Source organism: Mesorhizobium xinjiangense, from assembly GCF_009749525.1.
In the GTDB taxonomy this organism is placed as follows: domain Bacteria; phylum Pseudomonadota; class Alphaproteobacteria; order Rhizobiales; family Rhizobiaceae; genus Mangrovimarina; species Mangrovimarina xinjiangensis.
In genome coordinates this window covers 1-19661 of record NZ_WOAC01000002.1, presented here as the reverse complement: position 1 = coordinate 19661, position 19661 = coordinate 1, and the positions used below count along the sequence as shown (strand labels likewise).

At 63.6% G+C, this 19661-nt stretch carries 19 protein-coding genes; 7 read left to right on the top strand and 12 right to left on the bottom strand.

The window, feature by feature from the left end; all coding sequences use genetic code 11:
• Positions 1 to 95: 95 nt before the first annotated feature.
• Both GM909_RS02365 and GM909_RS02360 read left to right on the top strand, forming a co-directional pair.
• The gene (locus GM909_RS02365; protein WP_157014614.1) at positions 96 to 341 is read left to right on the top strand and encodes a zinc-finger domain-containing protein; all 246 of its coding nucleotides are present in this window, start codon (positions 96 to 98) and stop codon (positions 339 to 341) included.
• A 40-nt stretch (positions 342 to 381) separates the two neighbouring features.
• Complete coding sequence (locus tag GM909_RS02360; protein WP_157014613.1) at positions 382 to 1599, top strand: FAD-dependent monooxygenase; 1218 nt, start codon at positions 382 to 384, stop codon at positions 1597 to 1599.
• A 42-nt stretch (positions 1600 to 1641) separates the two neighbouring features.
• Here the strand turns inward: GM909_RS02360 and GM909_RS02355 are convergent, their stop codons facing one another.
• From GM909_RS02355 to GM909_RS02335, 5 genes are all read right to left on the bottom strand, one after another.
• Positions 1642 to 2445 (bottom strand): amino acid ABC transporter ATP-binding protein, encoded by an 804-nt coding sequence (locus tag GM909_RS02355; protein WP_157014612.1) that lies wholly within the window; start codon positions 2443 to 2445, stop codon positions 1642 to 1644.
• A gap of 36 nt (positions 2446 to 2481) precedes the next feature.
• Positions 2482 to 3639 carry an amino acid ABC transporter permease gene (locus GM909_RS02350; RefSeq protein WP_157014611.1) on the bottom strand — a complete coding sequence of 386 codons (1158 nt, stop codon included), beginning with the start codon at positions 3637 to 3639 and terminating at the stop codon, positions 2482 to 2484.
• 3 nt (positions 3640 to 3642) lie between these two features.
• Positions 3643 to 4833: an amino acid ABC transporter permease gene (locus GM909_RS02345; protein WP_157014610.1), complete on the bottom strand. Its 1191-nt coding sequence runs from the start codon at positions 4831 to 4833 to the stop codon at positions 3643 to 3645.
• A 63-nt stretch (positions 4834 to 4896) separates the two neighbouring features.
• Entirely contained in the window at positions 4897 to 5928 is a 1032-nt protein-coding gene (locus GM909_RS02340; protein ID WP_157014609.1) for an amino acid ABC transporter substrate-binding protein, read from the bottom strand.
• Positions 5929 to 6163: 235 nt separating this feature from the next.
• Positions 6164 to 6853 (bottom strand): phosphatase PAP2 family protein, encoded by a 690-nt coding sequence (locus tag GM909_RS02335; RefSeq protein ID WP_198174095.1) that lies wholly within the window; start codon positions 6851 to 6853, stop codon positions 6164 to 6166.
• A 219-nt stretch (positions 6854 to 7072) separates the two neighbouring features.
• Between GM909_RS02335 and GM909_RS02330 the strand changes: the two genes are divergently transcribed.
• Positions 7073 to 8251: a cystathionine beta-lyase gene (locus tag GM909_RS02330; RefSeq protein ID WP_157014607.1), complete on the top strand. Its 1179-nt coding sequence runs from the start codon at positions 7073 to 7075 to the stop codon at positions 8249 to 8251.
• A 254-nt stretch (positions 8252 to 8505) separates the two neighbouring features.
• Positions 8506 to 8634 (top strand): hypothetical protein, encoded by a 129-nt coding sequence (locus GM909_RS26220; protein ID WP_268890725.1) that lies wholly within the window; start codon positions 8506 to 8508, stop codon positions 8632 to 8634.
• A gap of 51 nt (positions 8635 to 8685) precedes the next feature.
• Here GM909_RS26220 and GM909_RS02325 read toward each other — a convergent pair whose 3' ends face one another.
• The 5 genes from GM909_RS02325 to GM909_RS02305 all read right to left on the bottom strand — a co-directional run bounded on the left by GM909_RS02325 (position 8686) and on the right by GM909_RS02305 (position 13568).
• Positions 8686 to 9957 (bottom strand): FAD-dependent oxidoreductase, encoded by a 1272-nt coding sequence (locus GM909_RS02325; RefSeq protein ID WP_157014606.1) that lies wholly within the window; start codon positions 9955 to 9957, stop codon positions 8686 to 8688.
• A 28-nt stretch (positions 9958 to 9985) separates the two neighbouring features.
• A complete protein-coding gene (locus GM909_RS02320; RefSeq protein WP_157014605.1) occupies positions 9986 to 10825 on the bottom strand; it encodes an ABC transporter permease in 840 nt (279 codons plus the stop codon).
• Positions 10815 to 11585, bottom strand: a complete 771-nt coding sequence (locus tag GM909_RS02315) for an ABC transporter ATP-binding protein (RefSeq protein ID WP_157014604.1) — start codon at positions 11583 to 11585, stop codon at positions 10815 to 10817. Before GM909_RS02315 ends, GM909_RS02320 begins: the two co-directional genes overlap by 11 nt.
• 207 nt (positions 11586 to 11792) lie before the next feature.
• Positions 11793 to 12827, bottom strand: a complete 1035-nt coding sequence (locus GM909_RS02310) for an ABC transporter substrate-binding protein (protein ID WP_157014603.1) — start codon at positions 12825 to 12827, stop codon at positions 11793 to 11795.
• Positions 12828 to 12908: 81 nt separating this feature from the next.
• Positions 12909 to 13568: a GntR family transcriptional regulator gene (locus GM909_RS02305; protein ID WP_198174094.1), complete on the bottom strand. Its 660-nt coding sequence runs from the start codon at positions 13566 to 13568 to the stop codon at positions 12909 to 12911.
• 109 nt (positions 13569 to 13677) lie between these two features.
• Here GM909_RS02305 and GM909_RS02300 point away from each other — a divergent pair, with 109 nt between their 5' ends.
• The gene (locus GM909_RS02300; protein WP_157014601.1) at positions 13678 to 14487 is read left to right on the top strand and encodes a shikimate dehydrogenase family protein; all 810 of its coding nucleotides are present in this window, start codon (positions 13678 to 13680) and stop codon (positions 14485 to 14487) included.
• A 22-nt stretch (positions 14488 to 14509) separates the two neighbouring features.
• Here the strand turns inward: GM909_RS02300 and GM909_RS02295 are convergent, their stop codons facing one another.
• Complete coding sequence (locus GM909_RS02295) at positions 14510 to 16327, bottom strand: GumC family protein (protein ID WP_157014600.1); 1818 nt, start codon at positions 16325 to 16327, stop codon at positions 14510 to 14512.
• Between the two features lie 466 nt (positions 16328 to 16793).
• Between GM909_RS02295 and GM909_RS02290 the strand changes: the two genes are divergently transcribed.
• A complete protein-coding gene (locus GM909_RS02290; RefSeq protein ID WP_157014599.1) occupies positions 16794 to 18548 on the top strand; it encodes a peroxidase family protein in 1755 nt (584 codons plus the stop codon).
• Between the two features lie 172 nt (positions 18549 to 18720).
• Positions 18721 to 18966, top strand: coding sequence for a DUF982 domain-containing protein (locus GM909_RS02285; RefSeq protein WP_157014598.1), 246 nt, complete (start codon positions 18721 to 18723; stop codon positions 18964 to 18966).
• A gap of 287 nt (positions 18967 to 19253) precedes the next feature.
• On the opposite strand, the gene GM909_RS02280 is transcribed toward GM909_RS02285, so the two are convergent.
• Entirely contained in the window at positions 19254 to 19559 is a 306-nt protein-coding gene (locus GM909_RS02280) for a hypothetical protein (protein ID WP_157014597.1), read from the bottom strand.
• Positions 19560 to 19661: the final 102 nt, after the last annotated feature.

The window sequence follows — 19661 nt, the reverse complement described above, 5'->3', positions numbered from 1 at the left end:
CGACAGTTTGATATCACCATCTTGCAATGAACCCTATAATGTTACAAACGCTGCGGCGACGGTAGCCGCACCACGTAGTCCTGCAGGAGATATCCATGGCCGGCCATTCCATTCCCCACTTCCAGAACGATGCGGGCCATGCCGCAGTCGAGATCGGCGTGAAGGAGTTCATGTGCGTGGGCGCCTCCCAGCCGTTCGACCATCCGCATGTCTATCTCGACATGGGCGATGACGAGGAAATCGTCTGCCCCTATTGCTCGACGCTCTACAAGCACGACCCGAGCCTCAAGGCCGACGAGACCCGCCCCGCGGGCTGCGCCTATCACGACGAGGCCGCCTGACGGTCGCCTCCAACGGGCCCGGAGGCCGCGGTAGCGATCATTGGTCAAAACTGGAACCGAGCGAACCATTGTCATAGCCGGCGCCGGCATTGCCGGCCTGGCGGCGGCGCTGTGCTTTGCCCGACGCGGCTTTCATGTCCGCGTCTTCGAGCAGGCCAATGAACTCCAGGCGGTCGGCGCCGGCATTCAGCTCTCGCCCAACGCGACCCGTATACTGGCCGGCCTCGGCGTGCTCGAGCGATTTGCCAGCAATGCCGTGCAGCCGCAGGCCATCGTCCTGCGCGAGTCCCGGCGCCTGGGCGAGATCGGCCGGGTGCGGCTCGGCGATTTCGCCGAGCGACGCTGGGGCGCGCCCTATCTCGCCATCCATCGCGCCGATCTGCATGCCGCGCTGGCGCAAGCCGCGCATGCGACACCCGGTATCGAATTGAATCTCGGGGCCGAGGCGCTGGAGGTCGAGACGCTACGCGATCACGTCCGTCTCATCCTTAAAACCGGCGGGCGCGAGCAAACCGTTAACGCCCGGCTCGTGGTCGGGGCGGACGGCGTGTGGTCGCAACTGCGCAGCGGCGTGGCCGGCGCCGCCCGATCGCATTTCACCGGTCTCATCGCCTGGCGGGCCACCGTTCCGGTCGACCCCGACCAGGCAGACGGCACCGTGCCGCTGCACGACGATTGCGTCAGCGCCATTCTCGACAGCGAGTTCCACATCGTGGCCTATCCGCTGCGCGGCGGCTCGCTGTTCAACCTTGTCGCCGTCACGCGCGGGCGGGAATTGGGACAAGGATGGTCCGAAGCCGCCAGTGTCGAGGGGTTGCAGAAGGCACTCGCACGTGCCGACCGCCGGCTCTTGCAACTGGTTTCGCAGGCCGCGCCATGGACGCGCTGGCCGTTGCACTGCGTCGATCCGGCAGGTCGCTGGACCGAGGGCGGCGCCGTCGCGCTGATCGGCGACGCCGCGCACGCCATGACGCCATTTGCCGCCCAGGGCGCAGCGATGGCGATCGAGGACGCCGCCATGCTGGCCCATCTGGTGAACCGGTCCGACGACATTCCGACCGCGCTGGCCCTTTACGAGAAGCTGCGCCGCCCGCGCGTGACGCGCGTTGCCCGGCGCGGGGCGCTGAACCGCTTTGTGTGGCATGCCGGCGGTCCGGTGGCTGCCTGCCGCAACGCCGCGCTGTCGTTCATGTCGCCGGAACGCCTCGCCGCCGGCTTCGACTGGCTCTACGGCTTTGACGTCGAAGACGGCGAATGAGAGCCCCGACGTCGTCTGCCGGGTGCACCCGCCGCGAAAGCCTCAATGCAGGATCTGGCTGAGGAACAGCTTGGTGCGCTCATGCTGCGGATTGTCGAAGAACTCCGCCGGCGTGTTCTCCTCGACGATCTGGCCCTGGTCCATGAATATTACGCGGTTGGCGACCTGACGGGCAAAGCCCATCTCGTGCGTCACGCAGATCATGGTCATGCCTTCCTCGGCCAGCGACACCATCGTCTCCAGCACTTCCTTGATCATTTCGGGATCAAGCGCCGATGTCGGCTCGTCGAACAGCATGATGCGCGGGTTCATGCACAGCGAGCGGGCGATCGCGACGCGCTGCTGCTGGCCGCCCGAGAGCTGGCCGGGATATTTGTGCGCCTGCTCGGGAATCTTGACGCGCTCGAGGAAATGCATGGCGACCTCGTCGGCCTGCTTCTTGGGCATCTTGCGCACCCAGATCGGCGCCAGCGTGCAATTTTCCAGGATGGTCAGGTGCGGAAACAGATTGAAGTGCTGGAAGACCATGCCGACTTCCCGGCGTACCTCGTCGATCTTCTTGAGATCGTTTGTCAATTCGATCCCGTCGACAATGATCTTGCCTTTTTGATGGTCCTCGAGCCGATTGATGCAGCGGATCATCGTCGACTTGCCCGACCCCGACGGGCCGGCAACGACGATGCGCTCGCCGCGCATGACTTTCAGATTGATGTCCTTGAGCACATGGAAGTCACCGAACCATTTGTGCATGCCGACGATCTCGATCGCGACATCGGTCTCGGAGACCTGCATTCGCGAGCGGTCAACCGCGATCTCATCGGCGCGTACCGCGTTCTCGGTAGCCATCGAACTTCCCCTTTGTTCTTACGTCGTGGCCCTTGTCTAGCGTTTATGCCCGGTATCGAGCAGCCTTTCCATAAAGATCGAATAGCGCGACATGCCGAAGCAGAATATCCAGAAAATGAATCCGGCGAAGACCAGCCCCGTTATCGCGGTCTGCGGCGAGGCCCAGGTGGCGTCGGAGAAATTCTGGCGCACGATGCCCAGCAGGTCGAACATGCCGATGATGGAGACAAGGGTGGTATCCTTGAACAGGCCGATGAAGGTGTTGACGATCCCCGGGATGACCAGCGTGAGCGCCTGCGGCAGGATGATCAGCCTCATCTTCTGCCAATAGCCGAGGCCGAGCGAATCCGCGCCCTCATACTGCCCCTTCGGGATCGCCTGCAACCCGCCGCGGATGACCTCGGCCATATAGGCCGAGGCAAACAGCGACACGCCGACCAGGGCACGCAGGAACTTGTCGAAATTGACACCGGCCGGCAGGAAGAGCGGAAACATCACGCTGGCCATGAACAGCACGGTGATCAGCGGAACGCCGCGAATGGTCTCGATGAAGATGACGCACAGCATCTTGACCACCGGCATGTTGGAGCGTCGCCCGAGCGCCAGCACGATGCCGAAGGGCAGCGAGACCGAGATGCCGACGAAGGACAGGACCAGGGTCACCAGCAACCCGCCCCAAAGGGGCGTCTCGACATATTCCAGGCCGAACCAGCCGCCGACCAGCAGGAAGAAGGCGACGACGGGAAAGACGAGGAAGAACAGGACCGAGTTGAGACCCTTGCGGGGTATGCGCGGGATGAGGAGCGGCACGAGAAGCACCACGAACATCGCCGCGACCAGCACGACGCGCCAGCGCTCGTCGAGCGGGTAGCGGCCGAAGATGAACAGTTCCATCTTTGCGCGCACGAAGGCCCAGCAGGCGCCGGACCAGCCGTCGGGCTGCACGCCGCCCTGGGCCACGGTGGCGCACACGCTGCGATCCGCACCGCTCCATTGGGCGCTGAGGAATGCCCAGTTGAGCAGGGGCGGAACGACCATGGCGACGATGACGAGGCCGATGAAGGTGAGAACCGTGTCGCCCGGCGTGGCGAAGAGGTTTGTGCGCAACCAGCGCACGAGCCCCTTCTCGCCGCTGGGCGGCGGCTGATCGGCGACCAGTTCGGTGCGGACGAAGGCAGAGTTCTGCTGCTGCATGGCCTACCGCTCCACCAGCGCCATCCTGGCGTTGAACCAGTTCATGAATGCCGAGGTCGACAGGCTCAACCCCACATAGACCATCATCCAGATCGCAACCACCTCGATCGACTGGCCGGTCTGGTTGAGGATCGTGCCGCCCACGGCGACGAGATCCGGATAGCCGATGGCCACCGCCAGCGAGGAGTTCTTGGTCAGATTGAGATACTGGTTGGTCAGCGGCGGAATGACGATCCGCATCGCCTGCGGAACGATGACCAGCCGCAGCGTCTGACTGTTGCGCAGGCCGAGCGCATACGAGGCCTCCGTCTGCCCTTTCGACACGCCGAGAATGCCGGCGCGCACGATCTCGGCGATGAAAGAAGCCGTGTAGAAGGACAACGCCAGATACAGGGCGATGAATTCCGGCTTGATTGTCCAGCCGCCCGTCAGATTGAAGGTTCCAAGGGTGGGACGTTCGAAGCTGATCGGGAAACCGGTGACGACGAGAGCCAGGAGCGGCAATCCTACGATGAGCCCGACGGAGGCCCACAGGACCGGAAATGTCTGGCCGGTCGCCATCTGGCGTGCATGGGCGCGGCGCGCCACGAACCAGGACATGGCAATGGCGGCGAGAAGGGCCACCGGAACCAGCCATGCCCCCTCGCCCCAGATCGCCTTGGGGAAGAAGAAGCCGCGACTGTTGAGGTAGCTGCTGAACGGCAGTTCGATCGAATCGCGCGGCAGCGGCAGCACCGACAGAACGCCGAGGTACCAGAAGAAGATCACCAGCAGCGGCGGGATGTTGCGGAATATCTCGATATAGACGGTGCAGATGCGCGCGATCAGCCAGTTCTTCGACAACCGGCCGATGCCGACGAGGAAGCCAACAATGGTCGCCGTGAGGATCCCGACCGCCGCAACCAGTATCGTGTTGATCAGGCCGGAAAGCAGGGCCTGGCCGTAGGTCGAATCCGAGGTGAACGGGATCAGCGAAACGGCGATGTCGAAACCGGCGCGCTGGCCGAGGAAGTCGTATCCGGAGGAAATGTTTGCGCGGCGCAGATTGTCGATCGTGTTGTTGACGATCCAGCCGACAAACAGGACGAGACCGGCGAAAACGACGATCTGGTAAACGATGCCGCGTATCTTGGGGTCATATAGTAGTGATGCGCGGCCAACCCCATCGTCGCGAAGGGTTTCCTGGGAAGCCATCTGAGAGCTTTCGAGCTAGGCCGAGGGGCACGTGTGCGCCCCTCGGAAAACCGGTCGGATCAATCAGCGGATCGGCGGCGCGTAGAGGATGCCGCCCTTGCTCCAGAGCTGGTTGATCCCGCGCGAGATCTTCAGCGGCGAATCCTGGCCGACATTGCGCTCGAAGCTTTCGCCGTAATTGCCAACGCCCTTGATGATGTTGACGACCCATTCCTTTTCGAGGCCAAGATCCTCGGCCAGGCTGGAATCGGCTTCCGTGCCGAGCAGCCGTTTGATCTCCGGATTGTCGGAGCTCTTCATCTCCTCGACATTGGCCTGGGTGATGCCGAGTTCCTCTGCGATGATCATCGCATTGAGCGACCACTTGACTATGTCGAACCACTGGTCGTCGCCCTGGCGCACGGCCGGACCGAGCGGCTCCTTGGAGATGATCTCCGGCAGCACGACGTGATCGTCCGGCGCGCTCAGCGTCAGACGGATCGAATAAAGGCCCGACTGGTCGGTCGTGTAGACGTCGCAACGGCCCGAGTCATAGGCCGCATTGACCTCTTCCAGCTTCTCGAAGACGACCGGATTGTACTCCATCTTGTTGGCCCGGAAGTAGTCGGCCAGATTGAGCTCGGTCGTGGTGCCCGTCTGCACGCAGACGGAAGCGCCGGAAAGCTGCAGGGCCGAGTTCACGCCGGGAAGGTTCTTGGCGTTGATCATGAAACCCTGGCCGTCATAGTAGTTGACGCCGGCGAAGTTGAAGCCGAGCGCCGTGTCGCGGCTCAGCGTCCAGGTCGTGTTGCGCGACAGCATGTCGATCTCGCCCGACTGCAGCGCCGTGAAGCGCTCCTTTGCCGTCAAGGCCGTATACTTGACCTTCGACGCGTCACCGAGGACCGCGGCGGCCACCGCCCTGCAGACATCAACGTCCAAACCGGACCAATCGCCCTTTTCGTCAGGAGCTGAAAAACCGGCCAAACCGGTGCTCACGCCGCACTGGATGAAGTCCTTGGCCTTCACGTCGTCGAGCGTAGCGGCCGAAGCTCCGAATGCGCTCAGCCCGAGAACGCCCGCACCCAGCACGCCGGTCAAAATTGTCGTTTTCATACCTGAAACCCTTTTCATTATCCGGAGGTCGCCCTCCGTTTTGTTACCCTCATGGAGTGAAGCGACACTTCCGGTACCCACCCGGACCGGCCGCCACCCGTTCGGGGCGACCGCGCCTCGTTCCCCGGCGCATCGAAGGCGATATTTTCCGGCCGGTCAAGGGACAATGGCCTGAAAGGTTTGTCTGCCAAGGATTTTTCCCCGCTCGAGGTCGGCGAGGAGCGGGGTCGGCGATTCAGGCACCGTCGCCTGACCGGGCCCGGGCCGGCGGCCCGGCGGGGACCGGGATCTGCCCCGCCGACGGCAACCGGAAGGCGATGTGATGCCGGGCGAGCAGACGGGCCAGCCACAGGGTGAAGACGAGACCGATCGAATATCCCGCAACCACATCCGACAGATAATGGTCGTTCGCCGCCACCCGCGACACGGCCAGCAGGACACCGGCCGCCAGGGCGGGCAGACGCAGCGGCCGGAAATAGATGGCGAACAGCATCGTCAGTGCGCCGGCGGTCGTCGCATGCCCGGAAGGAAAGCTCCAATAGGCATCGTGAAAAGCCGGCGCATCGAAACCGAATGGCCCTGCATCGGCGATCAGTGGCGGGCGCGGCCGGCCGAAAACGATCTTGACCACGCGCACGCAGAGCTGCGCGCCACCGATCGAAGCGATGACGAACAGGCTGTGCGCGAAGAGCCGCGCCATCATGATGCGATCTGCCGGCGCATGCTTGCGCCAGTCCATCAGCGAAAGAAGGATGACCACCAGCATCGCCGGGACCAGGTACCATTGCACGAGAGCGGCGTCGGTCACGGCGCGCAGCAGCTGGACGAAATAGCCGTCGGCTGCAACGGCCCATCGTGCCAGCGGCGCATCGAATGGCAGTGCGGTCAGCACCAGAAGGACCGCGATGAGCGCAGCCACGCTCATGTGTCGCGTCCAGGCCGGCCCGCCTTGCTCTTTCGGGCGGCGCCAGCGCCCGGCGAGCACCGACCAGATCGTATGTCGCCGCGCTGCCTGTCCGGCTGCATGCCTGCGCTTCTGGTCCGCCGTCCTCACCTTTGGTCCAACCCGCTTTCCAACTGCGATATTGCCTGGCCGGCGACGGCGCTTTATGCCTTGCCGCGGCAAATCATGATCGGAGGCGATATGTCGGACGCCAAGAACAGTTTCAAGGGCATCAACACGCGGCTTGCCCACTCGGGCAACAACCCGCGGGATTTTCACGGCTTCGTCAACCCGCCGGTCGTGCATGCCTCGACCGTTCTGTTTCCCGACGCCGCGACCATGGCATCGCGCAACCAGAAATACACATACGGCACGCGCGGCACGCCGACGAGCGAAGCCCTGGCCGTGGCGGTCGACGAACTGGAAGGCTCTGCAGGAACGATCATCGTGCCCTCGGGCCTGGCGGCGGTCACGGTGCCGCTGCTCGCCTTCCTGTCGGCCGGCGATCACGTGTTGATCGTGGATTCCGTCTATTCGCCGACGCGCAACTTCGCCAACACCATGCTGCGGCGCCTCGGCGTCGAGGTGCAGTATTACGAGCCGACAGCGGGCGGGGAAATCGCCTCGCTGATGAAGCCCAACACCAAGGTCGTGTTCACCGAAGCGCCCGGCTCGAACACGTTCGAGATGCAGGACATTCCGGCGATCGCCGAAGCGGCCCACGCCGGCGGCGCAATCGTCATGATGGACAACACCTGGGCCACGCCGATCTTCTTCAAGCCGCTCGATTTCGGCGTCGACGTCTCCATCCACGCCTCGACCAAATATCCCGCCGGCCATTCCGACGTGCTGCTGGGCACCGTGTCGGCCAACGAAAAATGCTGGCCGCAATTGCACGACGCCTTCCTGGCGCTCGGCGTGTGCGCGGCGCCCGACGACGTCTACCAGGTGCTGCGCGGCATGCGCACGATGGGTATCAGGCTCGAGCGCCATCAGGAGAGCGCATTGGCGATCGCGCGCTGGCTGGAAGGCCAGGACGGCGTGGCGCGCGTGCTGCACCCCGCCCTCGAAAGTCATCCGGGCCACGCGCTGTGGAAGCGCGATTTCTCCGGCTCGAGCGGCATCTTCTCGATCGTGCTGTCAGGTGGCGGCCCGCGCCAGGCACACGCCTTCCTCGATGCGTTGCAACTGTTCGGGCTCGGCTATTCCTGGGGCGGTTATGAAAGCCTCGCCGTCCATGTCTATCTGGGCGACCGCGAGATCGCCAAGGGTCCCTACGAAGGCCCGCTGATCCGGCTGCAGATCGGGCTGGAGGACGTCGCCGACATCAAGGCCGACATCGAGAGAGGGCTCAAGGCAGCGCGCGGCGCCCGGGAATGAACTTACGCGAGGGTGGGGATGACTGAACGCGAAAAGACAATTCACAACGAGCGAACCAAGCTGCTGGCAAACGGGATCGACAGGGCTTCTACCGCCTGTCTCGCTGTCGGCGTCTTGGGGCCGGCCGTTGCTACCCTATATGGTAATGGGGGCATTGAAGTTCCCCATTTGATAATCGGCTTCGGGACATTGAGTTGGTTGGCGGCTGCCTCCGTGTTACATTTGTTGGCCCGCTGGGTTCTTGGGAGCGTGAGATGAGCGAATTCTGGCTGTTTTCATATGTGGCGCTCCCGCTTCTCGTCATCGCAATGGCGTTTGGCGCCGCCTATTGGCATCGCCACCGCGATGACGGCAAGCAGCACCGCTTGCACCCCGGCGAGTAACCGCTTGGCACACTCGGTCCGGCGTTCTGTTTCGGATGCGCCACTTCACACTCAGATCAGCGCGCCTTGGGCCAGCAGCCGTTTCTGCACGCTCGCCGCGTCGATGCGGTGGTCGCCGTCGACATAGTCGGCCGCGGCCACGCCGGCCGCTTCACCGGTGGCAAAGGCCGTTCCCATCACGCGCACCGAGCCATAGGCCTGCGGGTCGGCGCCGATCAGCCGGCCGCCATACCAGAGATTGTCCAGCGAGGCGGCGCGGATCGCATCGTAAGGCACCTGGAAATAGCCGCGTCCTCCGACCGGCGTATAGACCGGCTTGCCGGCCTCGCCGTGCAGTTCGCTCGGCCAGGCGGCGCGCGCCATGCTCGTCGGCGACTGCGTGCCTTCCAGCACGTCCCTCGCCGTCAGTTCCAGCCGTGCCTGCGGGTGGCGTGTCTCGCGGATGCCGACCTGCGGACCGGTGGCCACAAGATAAGCGTTTTCGAAACCCGGCATCCCCTTTCGCAACAGGTCGAGGTAGTCGTGCGCCATGGCGCGCCCTTCCATCTCGGCCCGGCTGAAGCTTTCGGACTTCAGGTTCGAGATCGCCAGATCGACCGTCATCCACCACATGTCGCGCGACAGCGGCAGGCGGATGATGATGCCGCCGTCGGTGCGCTGGATGGGATAGGCGCCCTGCTCGTTATACGCGGCGATGAGGCTTTGCAGCCGCGCTCGGTCGATCTTCAGGTCCGGCGCGATGCCGCCGATACGGATCGGCATGGTCAGTGCCTGCAGCCGACCTTCCAGATCGCCGACGCGATAGTCCACGCCGGCCAGCATGGCCAGATTGGCGTCGCCCGAGGCGTCGACGAAGGCATCGGCCACGACATGCTCGCGTCCGTCCATGCCTGCCAGCGTGACCGCCTCGATGCGCTTGCCGGTGCGGGTGGCCGCCGCCACACGCGTGTGCAGGCGCACGTCGATGCCGTGGCGCAGCACCAGGCGATCGAGCGAAAACTTGAGCACTTCCGGGTCGAGCAGGACGATCCAGTTGCCCGTCGTCTCGGAGCGGAACGCCTCGCCGTCGAGCCCGCCCGTCTTCAGTTCGTCGACCAGGTCCTGCGCCACGCCGGCAACGGCCCGCACGGGCTCATGTCCCTGCTGGAACAGGCCGCAATAGGCCAGCACCTGCGAGGTCGTGGCCGCCCCGCCGAGGAAGCCGTATTTTTCCACCAGGCACACCCGCGCGCCCGCCTTGGCCGCCCCGACCGCGGCGCCGATGCCTGCCGCGCCGCCGCCGCACACGACGACATCGAAATCCGCTTCGATCCTGTTCTTCATGTTCACCTTTCAGAACGGGTGGAACCGCTTATGTCCGCCAGCTGAGGAAATAGCGCTCGGCACGGCCGATCAGCCAGCCGATGATCAGGCCGAGCGCCGATAGCAGTGCCACGCCGGCTATGAGCTGGTCGGTGGCGAACAGCGCGCCGGCCATCAGCACATAGGCGCCAATGCCGTATTCGGCGCCGATCATCTCGGCCGCAACCAGGAGCACGATGGCGATCGAGGACGAGATGCGGAAGCCGGAAAGAATGGCCGGCATGGCACCGGGAAGGATGATCTTGCGCACGATCGACAGCCAGGAAAGGCCAAAGGATTGGCCCATGCGGATCAGGTTGCGGTCGACATTGTCGACGCCGCCATAGGTCGCGATCACGGTCGGAAAGAAGGTTCCGAACAGGATGGTGGCGACCTTGGATCCCTCGCCGATGCCGAACCAGATGATGAAGAGCGGCAACAGCGCGATCTTCGGGATCGGGAACAGCGCCGAGACGAGCGGCAGGAGACCGGCGCGGGCGAGCGAAAACAGCCCGATGAACAGGCCGACGGCCACCCCCAGCAGGCTGCCTAGCGTCCAGCCGACGACGAGACGGAAGAGGCTTGCTTCCAGATGCTTCCACAGCATGCCGGTCTTGACCAGATCGACGAGCGCGGCCAGGGCCTGCGACGGTGCCGGCAGCGCTATGTCGCTGATGAAGCCGGTGCGCGAGCCAAGCTCCCACAAGAGGATGATGGTAATGAAGACCAGCGGCGAAACGAGGCCGAGCGGCCTGTGGCGAAAGCCGCCGCCGCGGAAAGGAACCTGCGTCGCGGCAGCCTCGGCGCCGACGGGCGCGGCGGCCCGTTCCTGAACGACTTCATGCGACATCGGAAATCTCCATGTCCGCAGCGCGCGCCTCTTCGCGCATCAGCTCCCAGATACGGCGCTGCATCGTTTCGAGTTCGGCGAGCCTGTCGACCCGCTCGGCCAACGGCATGTCGATCTCGACGATTTCGCGGATCCTGCCGGGACGACGCGACAGGACAATGATGCGATGGCCGAGACGCACCGCCTCGGCGAGATTGTGGGTGACGTAGCAGGCCGAGAAGCGCTCGCGCGTCCAAAGGTCCACCAGGTCGTCCATCAACAACTCGCGCGTCTGGCTGTCGAGGGCCGAAAGCGGTTCGTCCATCAGCATGACCGCCGGCTTCACACTGAGCGCGCGGGCAATGGCCACACGCTGCTTCATGCCGCCGGAAAGCTGGCGCGGCAGGGCCGTGCGGAAATCGCTCAGCTTGGTGCGCGCCAGCACGTCATCGATGATGGCGCGCGCCTTGTCGCCGCGAATGCCGTGATCCTCGAGCACCAGGCTGACATTGCCCTCGACCGTGCGCCACGGCAAAAGCGCGAAATCCTGGAAAATGTAGGTGAGCGGATTGAGCGAGTCGGCCGGGGGCCTGCCTGCAAGCAGCACCTGTCCGCGGTCGGGCCGCTCCAGACCGCCGATGAAGCGCAACAGGGTCGACTTCCCGCACCCCGACGGGCCGACGATGCAGACGATCTCGCCATCGCTCAAGGAGAAGGAAATGTCGTTCAACACTTCCGTCGAGCCATAATGATGCGAGATGGAATCGAGAGTTATCTTCATTGGTTTTCTGCCTTTGCGCGGCGACGACCGCCTGTTCGGGCCGTCATGGAGCCGCCGGGTCTTCTCCCCGCCCTTCGACAAGCTCGGGATGCGGGGAGAGCGCCTGCCAGGGCGGTGAGGGCAGCAGACGATCCACTAGACCATGTCCCGCTCAAACGGAATCGTTTGAGCGAACGCGCGCAAGGGACCGCCTGCAGCACCGCAATGTCAGAACGTCTCCACGAAGCTCGCGTCGACGAGGTTGTCCATGGACGCCGTCTCGGGCACGAGACCTTCCGACTTGAACCATTCGAGCTGGTCGCGGACGCTTTCAAGATTCAGTTTCGCATTGGCGTTGATGCGCATGGCACCGGCACGAATGCGCGGATCGGCCTTTTCGAGCGGCTGGTCGGCATAGACATATTCGTGGATCATGGCGACGATCTCGGCCGTCTCCTCCTCGCTCATCGTCTTGTCGACCAGCGCGGCGTTGTAGTCGTCGACGCCCTTGGCAAAACCGGCGAGGAAGCGCTTGACCAGATCCGGCTTGTCGCCGGCATTGGCCGTCGAGGTGAAGACGGTCGTCACCTGATAATTGTCGATATAGTCGGCAACCTTGCCGATCTCGACCACTTCGCCGCCCTTGGTCAGCGCGCCGGCAATGTTCGGCACGATCGACCAGGCGTCGATCTGGCCGCTCTTCAGCGAGGCGATGACGGCCGGCACCTTCTGCATCGGCTTGAGGTGCAGTTCGGCACGATCGAAGCCTTCCTTGTCGGCGATCTTGTGCGCCATGTAGTGGAAGGACGACCCGGTGGTGGTGATGCCGTAAGTGCGACCCTTGAGATCGGCCGGCGTCGTCACGCCGTCGTCATGGGCGGCCTTGGAAACGAGAATCTTCTGGCCGTCGATGTCCGGATATTCCTGCAGCGCGCCGCCGATGATCTTGATGACGCCCTTTTCGGCCAGGCTGACGAGACCGCCCGAGATCGCGGTGACGCCAAAATCCACGTCGCCCGAGGCGATAGCCACGGCCATCGGCTGGGCGGCCTGGAAGGACACGAACTCGACATCGAGGTCCTGGTCGGCGAAATAGCCCCTGGCTTCGGCAATGATGCTCGGCGAATGCGAGGTCAGCGACAAAAGCCCGACATTGATGGTGTCGGCGGCAGAGGCCATGACCGTGCCCGACATCATCGTGCCGGCCGCAAGGGCGCCGCTCAGGGCCAATCCGCCCAGTCTTCTTCGTGTAATAGAGAACATGCTGTTCCTCCCTTTCAATATCGTTGGTGGTCGTGAAACCCGCCGCCGGGCCTGCCGGGGGCGGGCTGCATTCCAGGTCCGTCAACTCTTGAGCGAGCCCAGTATGTCATCGGACAAGGCGGACGCGGCGGCTTCCTCGTCCCTTGCCAGAACGGCAGCAACGATCGCGTCATGCGCCTGCCGGCTGGCGGCGAAATCGATGCGGCCTTCACGCAATGCCGCCAGGCGGAAGCGCCGGCTCTGGTTGTAGAGCCTGGCCTGCGTGTCGATCAGGCGCGGCGAGCCGCATGCAGCGATGAGGTTTGCATGAAAGGCCCGCCCCGCCTCGTCCCATTCGAGCGCAAAGGCGTCCATATCCCCGGCCACCTTGTCTTCGGCCCGCCAGAGTGCGTGATTGGCGGCGATTATCGCGCCTTCCCATTGCACATCGCCATTCTGCATCGACCAGCGCAACCCCAGGGTCTCGATCTCGACACGCAGCCTCGTAATGTCCTCGAGATCCGCCTGGGTGGCCGAGGCCACGCGAAAGCCGCGCTGGGCACTTGCCTCGACGAGGCCGTCGGCCGCCAGCAGCGTCAGCGCCTCACGGAAGGAATGCGCGCTGCCGCCATAACGCTGGCGCAATTCCTCAATCTTCAGCTTGGTGTCCGGCGGAAGGCGGCCAAAGGATATGTCGCGGCGCACCTGTTCGGCGAGCAGACGAACCACCGTCGCATTGTCTTCTCCTCCCCGGCTGAACACGCTTCCTCCAAGACAATCAAAAATCTTCAACATTTTTCCGTTTATTCGACTATAAGCCAGCGAGTCAACCGAAACGGCCGCGACGAAGAAAACATCAGGGAGAGCTTGCATGGATGAAGGATTGCGGGTCACCGGCAAAAGCCGCGTCATTTTCCTGATCGGCACGCCCGTGGCGCAGACGGAGTCGCCAGGTCTCTTCAACCGGCATTTTGCCCAGACCGGCATCGACCGCGTCGTGACGCCGCTCGATCTGAAACCGCCGCATCTCGGCGCGTTCTTCGCCATGGTGCGGGATGCGGAAAACTGCGACGGGGTGATCCTGACCGTGCCGCACAAGCAGGCCACCCTTCCCCTCGTCGACGAAGTGAGCGAACGCGCCCGGGCGCTCGGCTCGGTCAATGTGGTCCGCCGCAACGCCGATGGCGGGCTCGCGGGCGACATGACCGACGGTCCGGGCTTTTGGGCGGGAGCACGCGCCCATGGCTTCGACCCGGCGGGAAAGCGCGTCGTCATCGCCGGCGCGGGCGCTGCCGCCACGGCCATAGCGCATGAATTCGCCGTCCAGGGCGGCGGCCATCTGACCATCGTCAACCGCAATGCCGACGAGACCGAGAGGCTGATGCAGAAACTCGCCGGCCATGGCCTTCGCCTCGACGCCGGCATGCCGGAAAGCCTGTCTGCCTACTACATGGCGATCAACGCCACGCCGCTCGGCATGGCCTATGCACCGGGCACGCCGTTCGACCGGGCGCTGCTTGCGACTTTACCCGCCGGCGCTTTCGTCGCGGATGCCGTGACCGAGCCGGTCGAAACTCTTCTGCTTGGTGATGCGCGGGCGCTGAAATTGAACGCACTGCCGGGCGCTGCGATGACGCGCGGCCAGTTCGAGATGCTGGGCCACGCACTCGGCGTGCTATGAGCGGCAGCCGTCCCGGAGGAGATCAGCAGGCGGTGCCACGCCGGCGATAGGCCGACTTGCCGGTCGAAACGAACCGCGCCTTCGTCATCAGCGCGCCGATCACATTGGCCTTGCCGGCATGCAGTGTGCGGGACAGATCGGCCAGCATGTCGGTGGGCGTCCGGCCCCATTCGACGACCACCAGAACGGCGTCGAGCGCTGCGGCGGAGACGAGATGCTCGCCTCCCGAAGTCAGCGGCGGGAGGTCGACAATCACCATGTCGTAGTGCGTTTCACGCAGATAGGCTTTCATCTGCTTCTGGTCGACAAGGCCTTTCGCCGTGGCTCCGTCGCGCACAAGCAGATCGAAAGAGCCTCCTGCCGAGGCCAGGACGTCGGGGTCGCTGGTGCTTTTCCACGGGAATTCCGATGCATAGCGGCGCGAGGGTGGCGCCAGTCTGCTTGTCAGCACGCCGTGCTCCAGATCTGCATCGACGAGCATGGTACGCACGCCGCACTGCGCATACAGCGTCGCCAGATTGGCCGCACAGAAGCTCTTGCCATCCGACGGCAGGCAAGAGGTGATACCAAGCGTTCGAACAGGGCGGGACGGATCGGCCAGACTGATGGCGGTGCGCACCTCGCGCAACTTTTCGCTCAACCCGGACCGGGGATAGCGGATCACCGCATCGTACACCGCGTCCCCGCCCTTGCGCCGGCCGAGAGGCGGCAATTGAGCGATACACTCCACGCCGAGGCCGCCTCCGAACTGGTCCGGTGAACGCAGGGTTGCATCCAGCATGCTGCGCAGGAACGCGATGCCGACACCGAACATCACGCCTGCGACCATGCCGAAGGCGATAAACAGCTTGCGGCGCGGCGCGCTCGGCGCCAGGGGCGGTGTGGCGGGGGTCAGCACGCGCGCGTCGGCAACAGGATAGGATTGCTGCGTCACGGAATTCGTGTAGGCCTGCAGAAAGCTCTCATACATCTTGCGATAGGTTTCGGCATTGGCTTCCAATTCCTCCAGCGTCGGCTCCCCCGGCTCTTCCGCACCGCCGGCGCGGTCGATGGCGTAGTCATGCCTTGCCCGGAATTCCTGCGCGATCTGCGTCGCTTCGTTCATCTGCGTGCGCAGTTCCTTGAGCCGAATTTCGAGCCAACGCCCGCCCTGGCGCGCCGATTCCGCCTTGGTCTCGATCTGTTCCTCGATGAATGACGACGCGATCGCATTGGCGATTTGCGCCGAAAGATCCGGATCCGGCGAACTGAAGGTGATACTGATGGCGTAGGATACACCGACGCGGCGCACATCGAGACCGCCCTGGAGCAGCCACATGGTCCGCCGTGCGCGTTCGAATGGCGTCAACTGCCCATCCGCGGCCACCTCGGGCGGATCCTCTCCCGGCTCTGCACTCGTCGATCCCAACCATCCGCCGACAACGGCCTTGAGCCTTGTGAACCGGTCCTTCATCGTCGGCTTGCGCGGCTGAGTGAATACGGGATCTTCGGTCAGGCCGAGCTCGTCGATAACCACCTGAGCGATATTTTCCGACTGCATGACGGCGATCTGACTTTCGACCTGCGCCGTATCGAGCGACAGGTTGACCTCGGCCGCCTGCTGCTGAAGCAACTGCGGTATCTTCGGCTGGATGAGAATCTGGGTGGTGGCCGTATAGGTGGAATCCGTGGTGGTCACATAGGCCCAGGAGAGAAGCATCGCCACGAACACGCACCCGACGATGGAGCGCATGTAAAGCCTGAGAAACAGGATGATGTCGGACAGGGCGATGAATTCGCGTTCCACCGCATCGGTCTTGCCGAGATAGCTGAACCAGGGCGAGGTAAGCTGCCGGTTCATCGCCGCACCTCGCCGGTATGGCCGGACCACCCCGGCCACAAGCCGCAAGGCTGCCCGGGCGCAAGCCCGGCCCACGATGGCCTGTGCACGTGGTCTGTTTGCGATCGCATCTACGAATCCGCCGCCCAATCGATTTGATCTCAAGAGCTTACGCGTGATGCGCGGCGGGTAAACGCCGTCAATCGGCGTATCGCACTACCCCCGAAGTGGTGATTTCGACGGTTTCGCGGCATTCGGCGGAACGGCGCAGCACAGCGAGCCCGAACGTTCCAGACAGTCCCGCTGCCGGTTTTGTGAAATCCGCTACAGAGATAAATCGCCCGACAGATACAATATACCAACTCACATTATTTCAGGCGCTCTAATAAACATAACTATAAATTGCAATTATACGCGAGAACGAACTGAAATTGGGGCCATACCCAAACAGACGATGGGTGCGAGGGCAGGACGAAAGGAAATCACCATGACTCTCATGTTCCAAACCCACGGCGGAAAAGAGAAATCATCGACACTTCAGGAGGCGATCCTCGAGGCCGTCACTCCGGCTGCCGGCGACATCGCGGTCGATGAGCAGGCGGATTTCGGCTATCTGGTGCCGCCGCTCGACGCACCTGAAAATTACCTGCCCGAGACGGGTGAGACACTGGGCGAACTGGACGAGCTGGGCAACCTGATGGTCGAGGCGGCAGAGACGTCCGACAATGATTCCACCATGCCGCCGGTCATGACCTATTGGGGCCAGTTCCTCGATCACGAACTGACCGCCCGCACGGATCGCGAAAGCAGCATTTCGAGCATCACCAGCGCCCATCCGCCCGTGGCTTCCTCAACCGTCGAGAGCCAGCTTCGCAACGCACGCACGCCACGCTTCGACCTCGACAGCGTCTATGGCGGCGCGCCAACGGGCTCCGGCATCAATACCGATGTCGTCAAGGTCATCTCGGGCATGCGCCACCCGACCCACATGAACAAGATGCGCGTGGGAACCACGGTCGACCCGGGCCCCCTCCCCGACGACCTGGACCGGCACCGCGACCTGCCGCGCTACGTTCAGGTGCAGTCATCCGTGCGCAACGCGGCGCTCAACCTGGCGCAGAGTTCGATGCCGGCGGACGATTTCGCGGCGTTTTCCGACAAGCTGCCGCAACGGGCCCTGATCGGCGACATGCGCAATGACGAAAACCTCGTCGTGGCGCAGTTCCATCTGAGCGTGCTGCGGTTCCACAACAAGGCGGTCGACTACCTCGCCGGACACGACACGGGCTGGATCCCCGATTTCGCGTCCGCCCAGCAGCTCACCCGCCTGCACTATCAGTGGCTGATCGTCGAAGGCTATCTGAAGACGGTCTGCGACGAAGCGGTGGTCGACCAGGTTATCGCCGATCGCGCATCGCACTTCTTCAAGTTCCGGGCCGAATACGACGCCCGCAAGACCAACATGCGCCTGGGCAACGCGCTGCCGCTTGAATTCTCGGTGGCCGCCTTCCGTTTCGGCCATTCGATGGTCCGCGCAGTTTATGACTACAACAAGAATTTCGGACGCCCCGCCGGGCAGGCGGATTTCAATCTCCTGTTCGGCTTCACCGGGGGCGGCGGCAATCTCGACGGCAGCAAGCGGCTGCCCAAGAACTGGGTCATCGACTGGCGGCGCTTTGTCGGCGTGGAGCCGCATGATGCGTCGGATGGTGGTCCGGCACGGTTCGCCCGCAAGATCGACACCGCGCTCGCCCCGCCGCTCAACGACATGGTCAACCAGGGCAACGACGTCCAGGACGCCCAGTTGAAGGCGCTGTTCAAGAGCCTGGCCCGGCGCAACCTGCGGCGCGGCTACAATCTGCGCCTTCCCACCGGCCAGGCCGTGCATGCCCATCTGAAGCAGAACGGCGCGGTCCAGTCGGCTCCCATCGCCGATGTCTCCACACTGTTTGCGTCCAAGCCGGCCTTGCGCGATTTCCTGGCAAACGGCAGCGCCGGATTCCACCAGCGCACGCCGCTTTGGTTCTATCTGCTGGCGGAAGCTGAAGCCGGCGGCGGCAACCGGCTCGGCGAGGTCGGAAGCCGACTGGTCGCCGAGACCTTTATCGGCGTGCTGCTCGACGATCCGGACTCGGCCCTGTCGCGCAACTTCGAGCCGAGCCAGAGCCCCCTGCGCATGGCCGATGACAGCCCGATCGATTCGATCGCCAAATGGATGCGCTTTGCGGCCGTGATGGAATAGGCGCGCCGCACGAGCCGGGGACGATGCCCAGCATACCTCCCCGGCTCGTGCGCACGCAAGATTTTCCCCTGGTCTCCATATGCGAAGACGACCGGCTTCAAATCCCGGTGATGGATGCACCTTCGGCGTTTCGCTTGTGATATCTTAAAGTGGAATTCACGGAGGCCGGACCATGAACGTCGTTTGGTTTTCCAAACCGGTGCCGATCTCGGAAGGGATCATCGGCGACATTCGATACGTATCGAATGCGCAACAGGCCATAGAAGCGCTCAACAGCAATTGGCGCGAACAGGGAAGCGCAAAGTTTCACGCCGCGGTGCTCGCCTGCCAGCGGTCGATAAGCGGCGCGGTGTCTCCCGAGGCCGCCAGGAGCGCATTCGTCGAGGCGGCATCGGAAGCGCGTGTGCTGTTCGAGTGAGCAGGCTCCCCCGGAACCGCCCCTGCGGATTGCGGGAACGGGGGCAACCGGGGCGAACGGGGGCCCGCTGGGATACCGGAGAAGACGGCGGCATGTGCGACACAAGACGCAGCCGGCAAGAAAAATTGAAAGCGATGGACCGTGCATACAGGGCGATGCTGCTGGCGCTCGTGGTGCTGGGTTTGCCCACCCTGTTCGTCCTTTCGTGTGGATTGGCGCGAGCGGGCCAGCCAACGGCAGACTGGCTGTTGCATAAAATGCTCGCCATATGCTGACCCGTGGCCTGTTCAGGATCGATGCCAAGCCAGGAAGGCCAGGAGTGCAGCCAGCATCCAAGGTATCGCGGCGAGCATGGCGAATTCTGAATCAAGGAAACTGATCGGGCACTTTCCGTCCGTGCGATACCCGCAGGCAAGGCCGCTCACATAGAGCCAGAAAAGGACCGGAGCGATGAACAGGAACGCTGCGACCGTGTAGAGCGTGATTCTCACGACCATCCTCGCCGCACCTCCTTCCTGGGCCTCATCGTCGCCGAATTTGCGTTCGTGGACGTTGCCAATCGCGACCTCGGCAGATCTTCGGAACAGGCGCATCCAATAAGTATATGATGTCCTTCCCGAGAGAAGGGTGACAGTTCATTCCGGAGACATGGGTAACACTTCTTGGCCTTTGCGAGGAGAGCAAAGGTGCCTTGG

What these genes read in the sequence shown, in the direction of transcription:
- GM909_RS02330 (WP_157014607.1), top strand. Translation starts at nt 7,073, where the DNA reads ATGTCGGACGCCAAGAACAGTTTCAAGGGCATCAACACGCGGCTTGCC.
- GM909_RS02290 (WP_157014599.1), top strand. Translation starts at nt 16,794, where the DNA reads ATGACTCTCATGTTCCAAACCCACGGCGGAAAAGAGAAATCATCGACA.
- GM909_RS02285 (WP_157014598.1), top strand. Translation starts at nt 18,721, where the DNA reads ATGAACGTCGTTTGGTTTTCCAAACCGGTGCCGATCTCGGAAGGGATC.
- GM909_RS02350 (WP_157014611.1), bottom strand. Translation starts at nt 3,639, where the DNA reads ATGCAGCAGCAGAACTCTGCCTTCGTCCGCACCGAACTGGTCGCCGAT.
- GM909_RS02335 (WP_198174095.1), bottom strand. Translation starts at nt 6,853, where the DNA reads ATGAGCGTGGCTGCGCTCATCGCGGTCCTTCTGGTGCTGACCGCACTG.
- GM909_RS02325 (WP_157014606.1), bottom strand. Translation starts at nt 9,957, where the DNA reads ATGAAGAACAGGATCGAAGCGGATTTCGATGTCGTCGTGTGCGGCGGC.
- GM909_RS02300 (WP_157014601.1), top strand. Translation starts at nt 13,678, where the DNA reads ATGGATGAAGGATTGCGGGTCACCGGCAAAAGCCGCGTCATTTTCCTG.
- GM909_RS02310 (WP_157014603.1), bottom strand. Translation starts at nt 12,827, where the DNA reads ATGTTCTCTATTACACGAAGAAGACTGGGCGGATTGGCCCTGAGCGGC.
- GM909_RS02345 (WP_157014610.1), bottom strand. Translation starts at nt 4,833, where the DNA reads ATGGCTTCCCAGGAAACCCTTCGCGACGATGGGGTTGGCCGCGCATCA.
- GM909_RS02280 (WP_157014597.1), bottom strand. Translation starts at nt 19,559, where the DNA reads ATGCGCCTGTTCCGAAGATCTGCCGAGGTCGCGATTGGCAACGTCCAC.
- GM909_RS02295 (WP_157014600.1), bottom strand. Translation starts at nt 16,327, where the DNA reads ATGAACCGGCAGCTTACCTCGCCCTGGTTCAGCTATCTCGGCAAGACC.
- GM909_RS02320 (WP_157014605.1), bottom strand. Translation starts at nt 10,825, where the DNA reads ATGTCGCATGAAGTCGTTCAGGAACGGGCCGCCGCGCCCGTCGGCGCC.
- GM909_RS02315 (WP_157014604.1), bottom strand. Translation starts at nt 11,585, where the DNA reads ATGAAGATAACTCTCGATTCCATCTCGCATCATTATGGCTCGACGGAA.
- GM909_RS02355 (WP_157014612.1), bottom strand. Translation starts at nt 2,445, where the DNA reads ATGGCTACCGAGAACGCGGTACGCGCCGATGAGATCGCGGTTGACCGC.
- GM909_RS02365 (WP_157014614.1), top strand. Translation starts at nt 96, where the DNA reads ATGGCCGGCCATTCCATTCCCCACTTCCAGAACGATGCGGGCCATGCC.
- GM909_RS26220 (WP_268890725.1), top strand. Translation starts at nt 8,506, where the DNA reads ATGAGCGAATTCTGGCTGTTTTCATATGTGGCGCTCCCGCTTCTCGTC.
- GM909_RS02340 (WP_157014609.1), bottom strand. Translation starts at nt 5,928, where the DNA reads ATGAAAACGACAATTTTGACCGGCGTGCTGGGTGCGGGCGTTCTCGGG.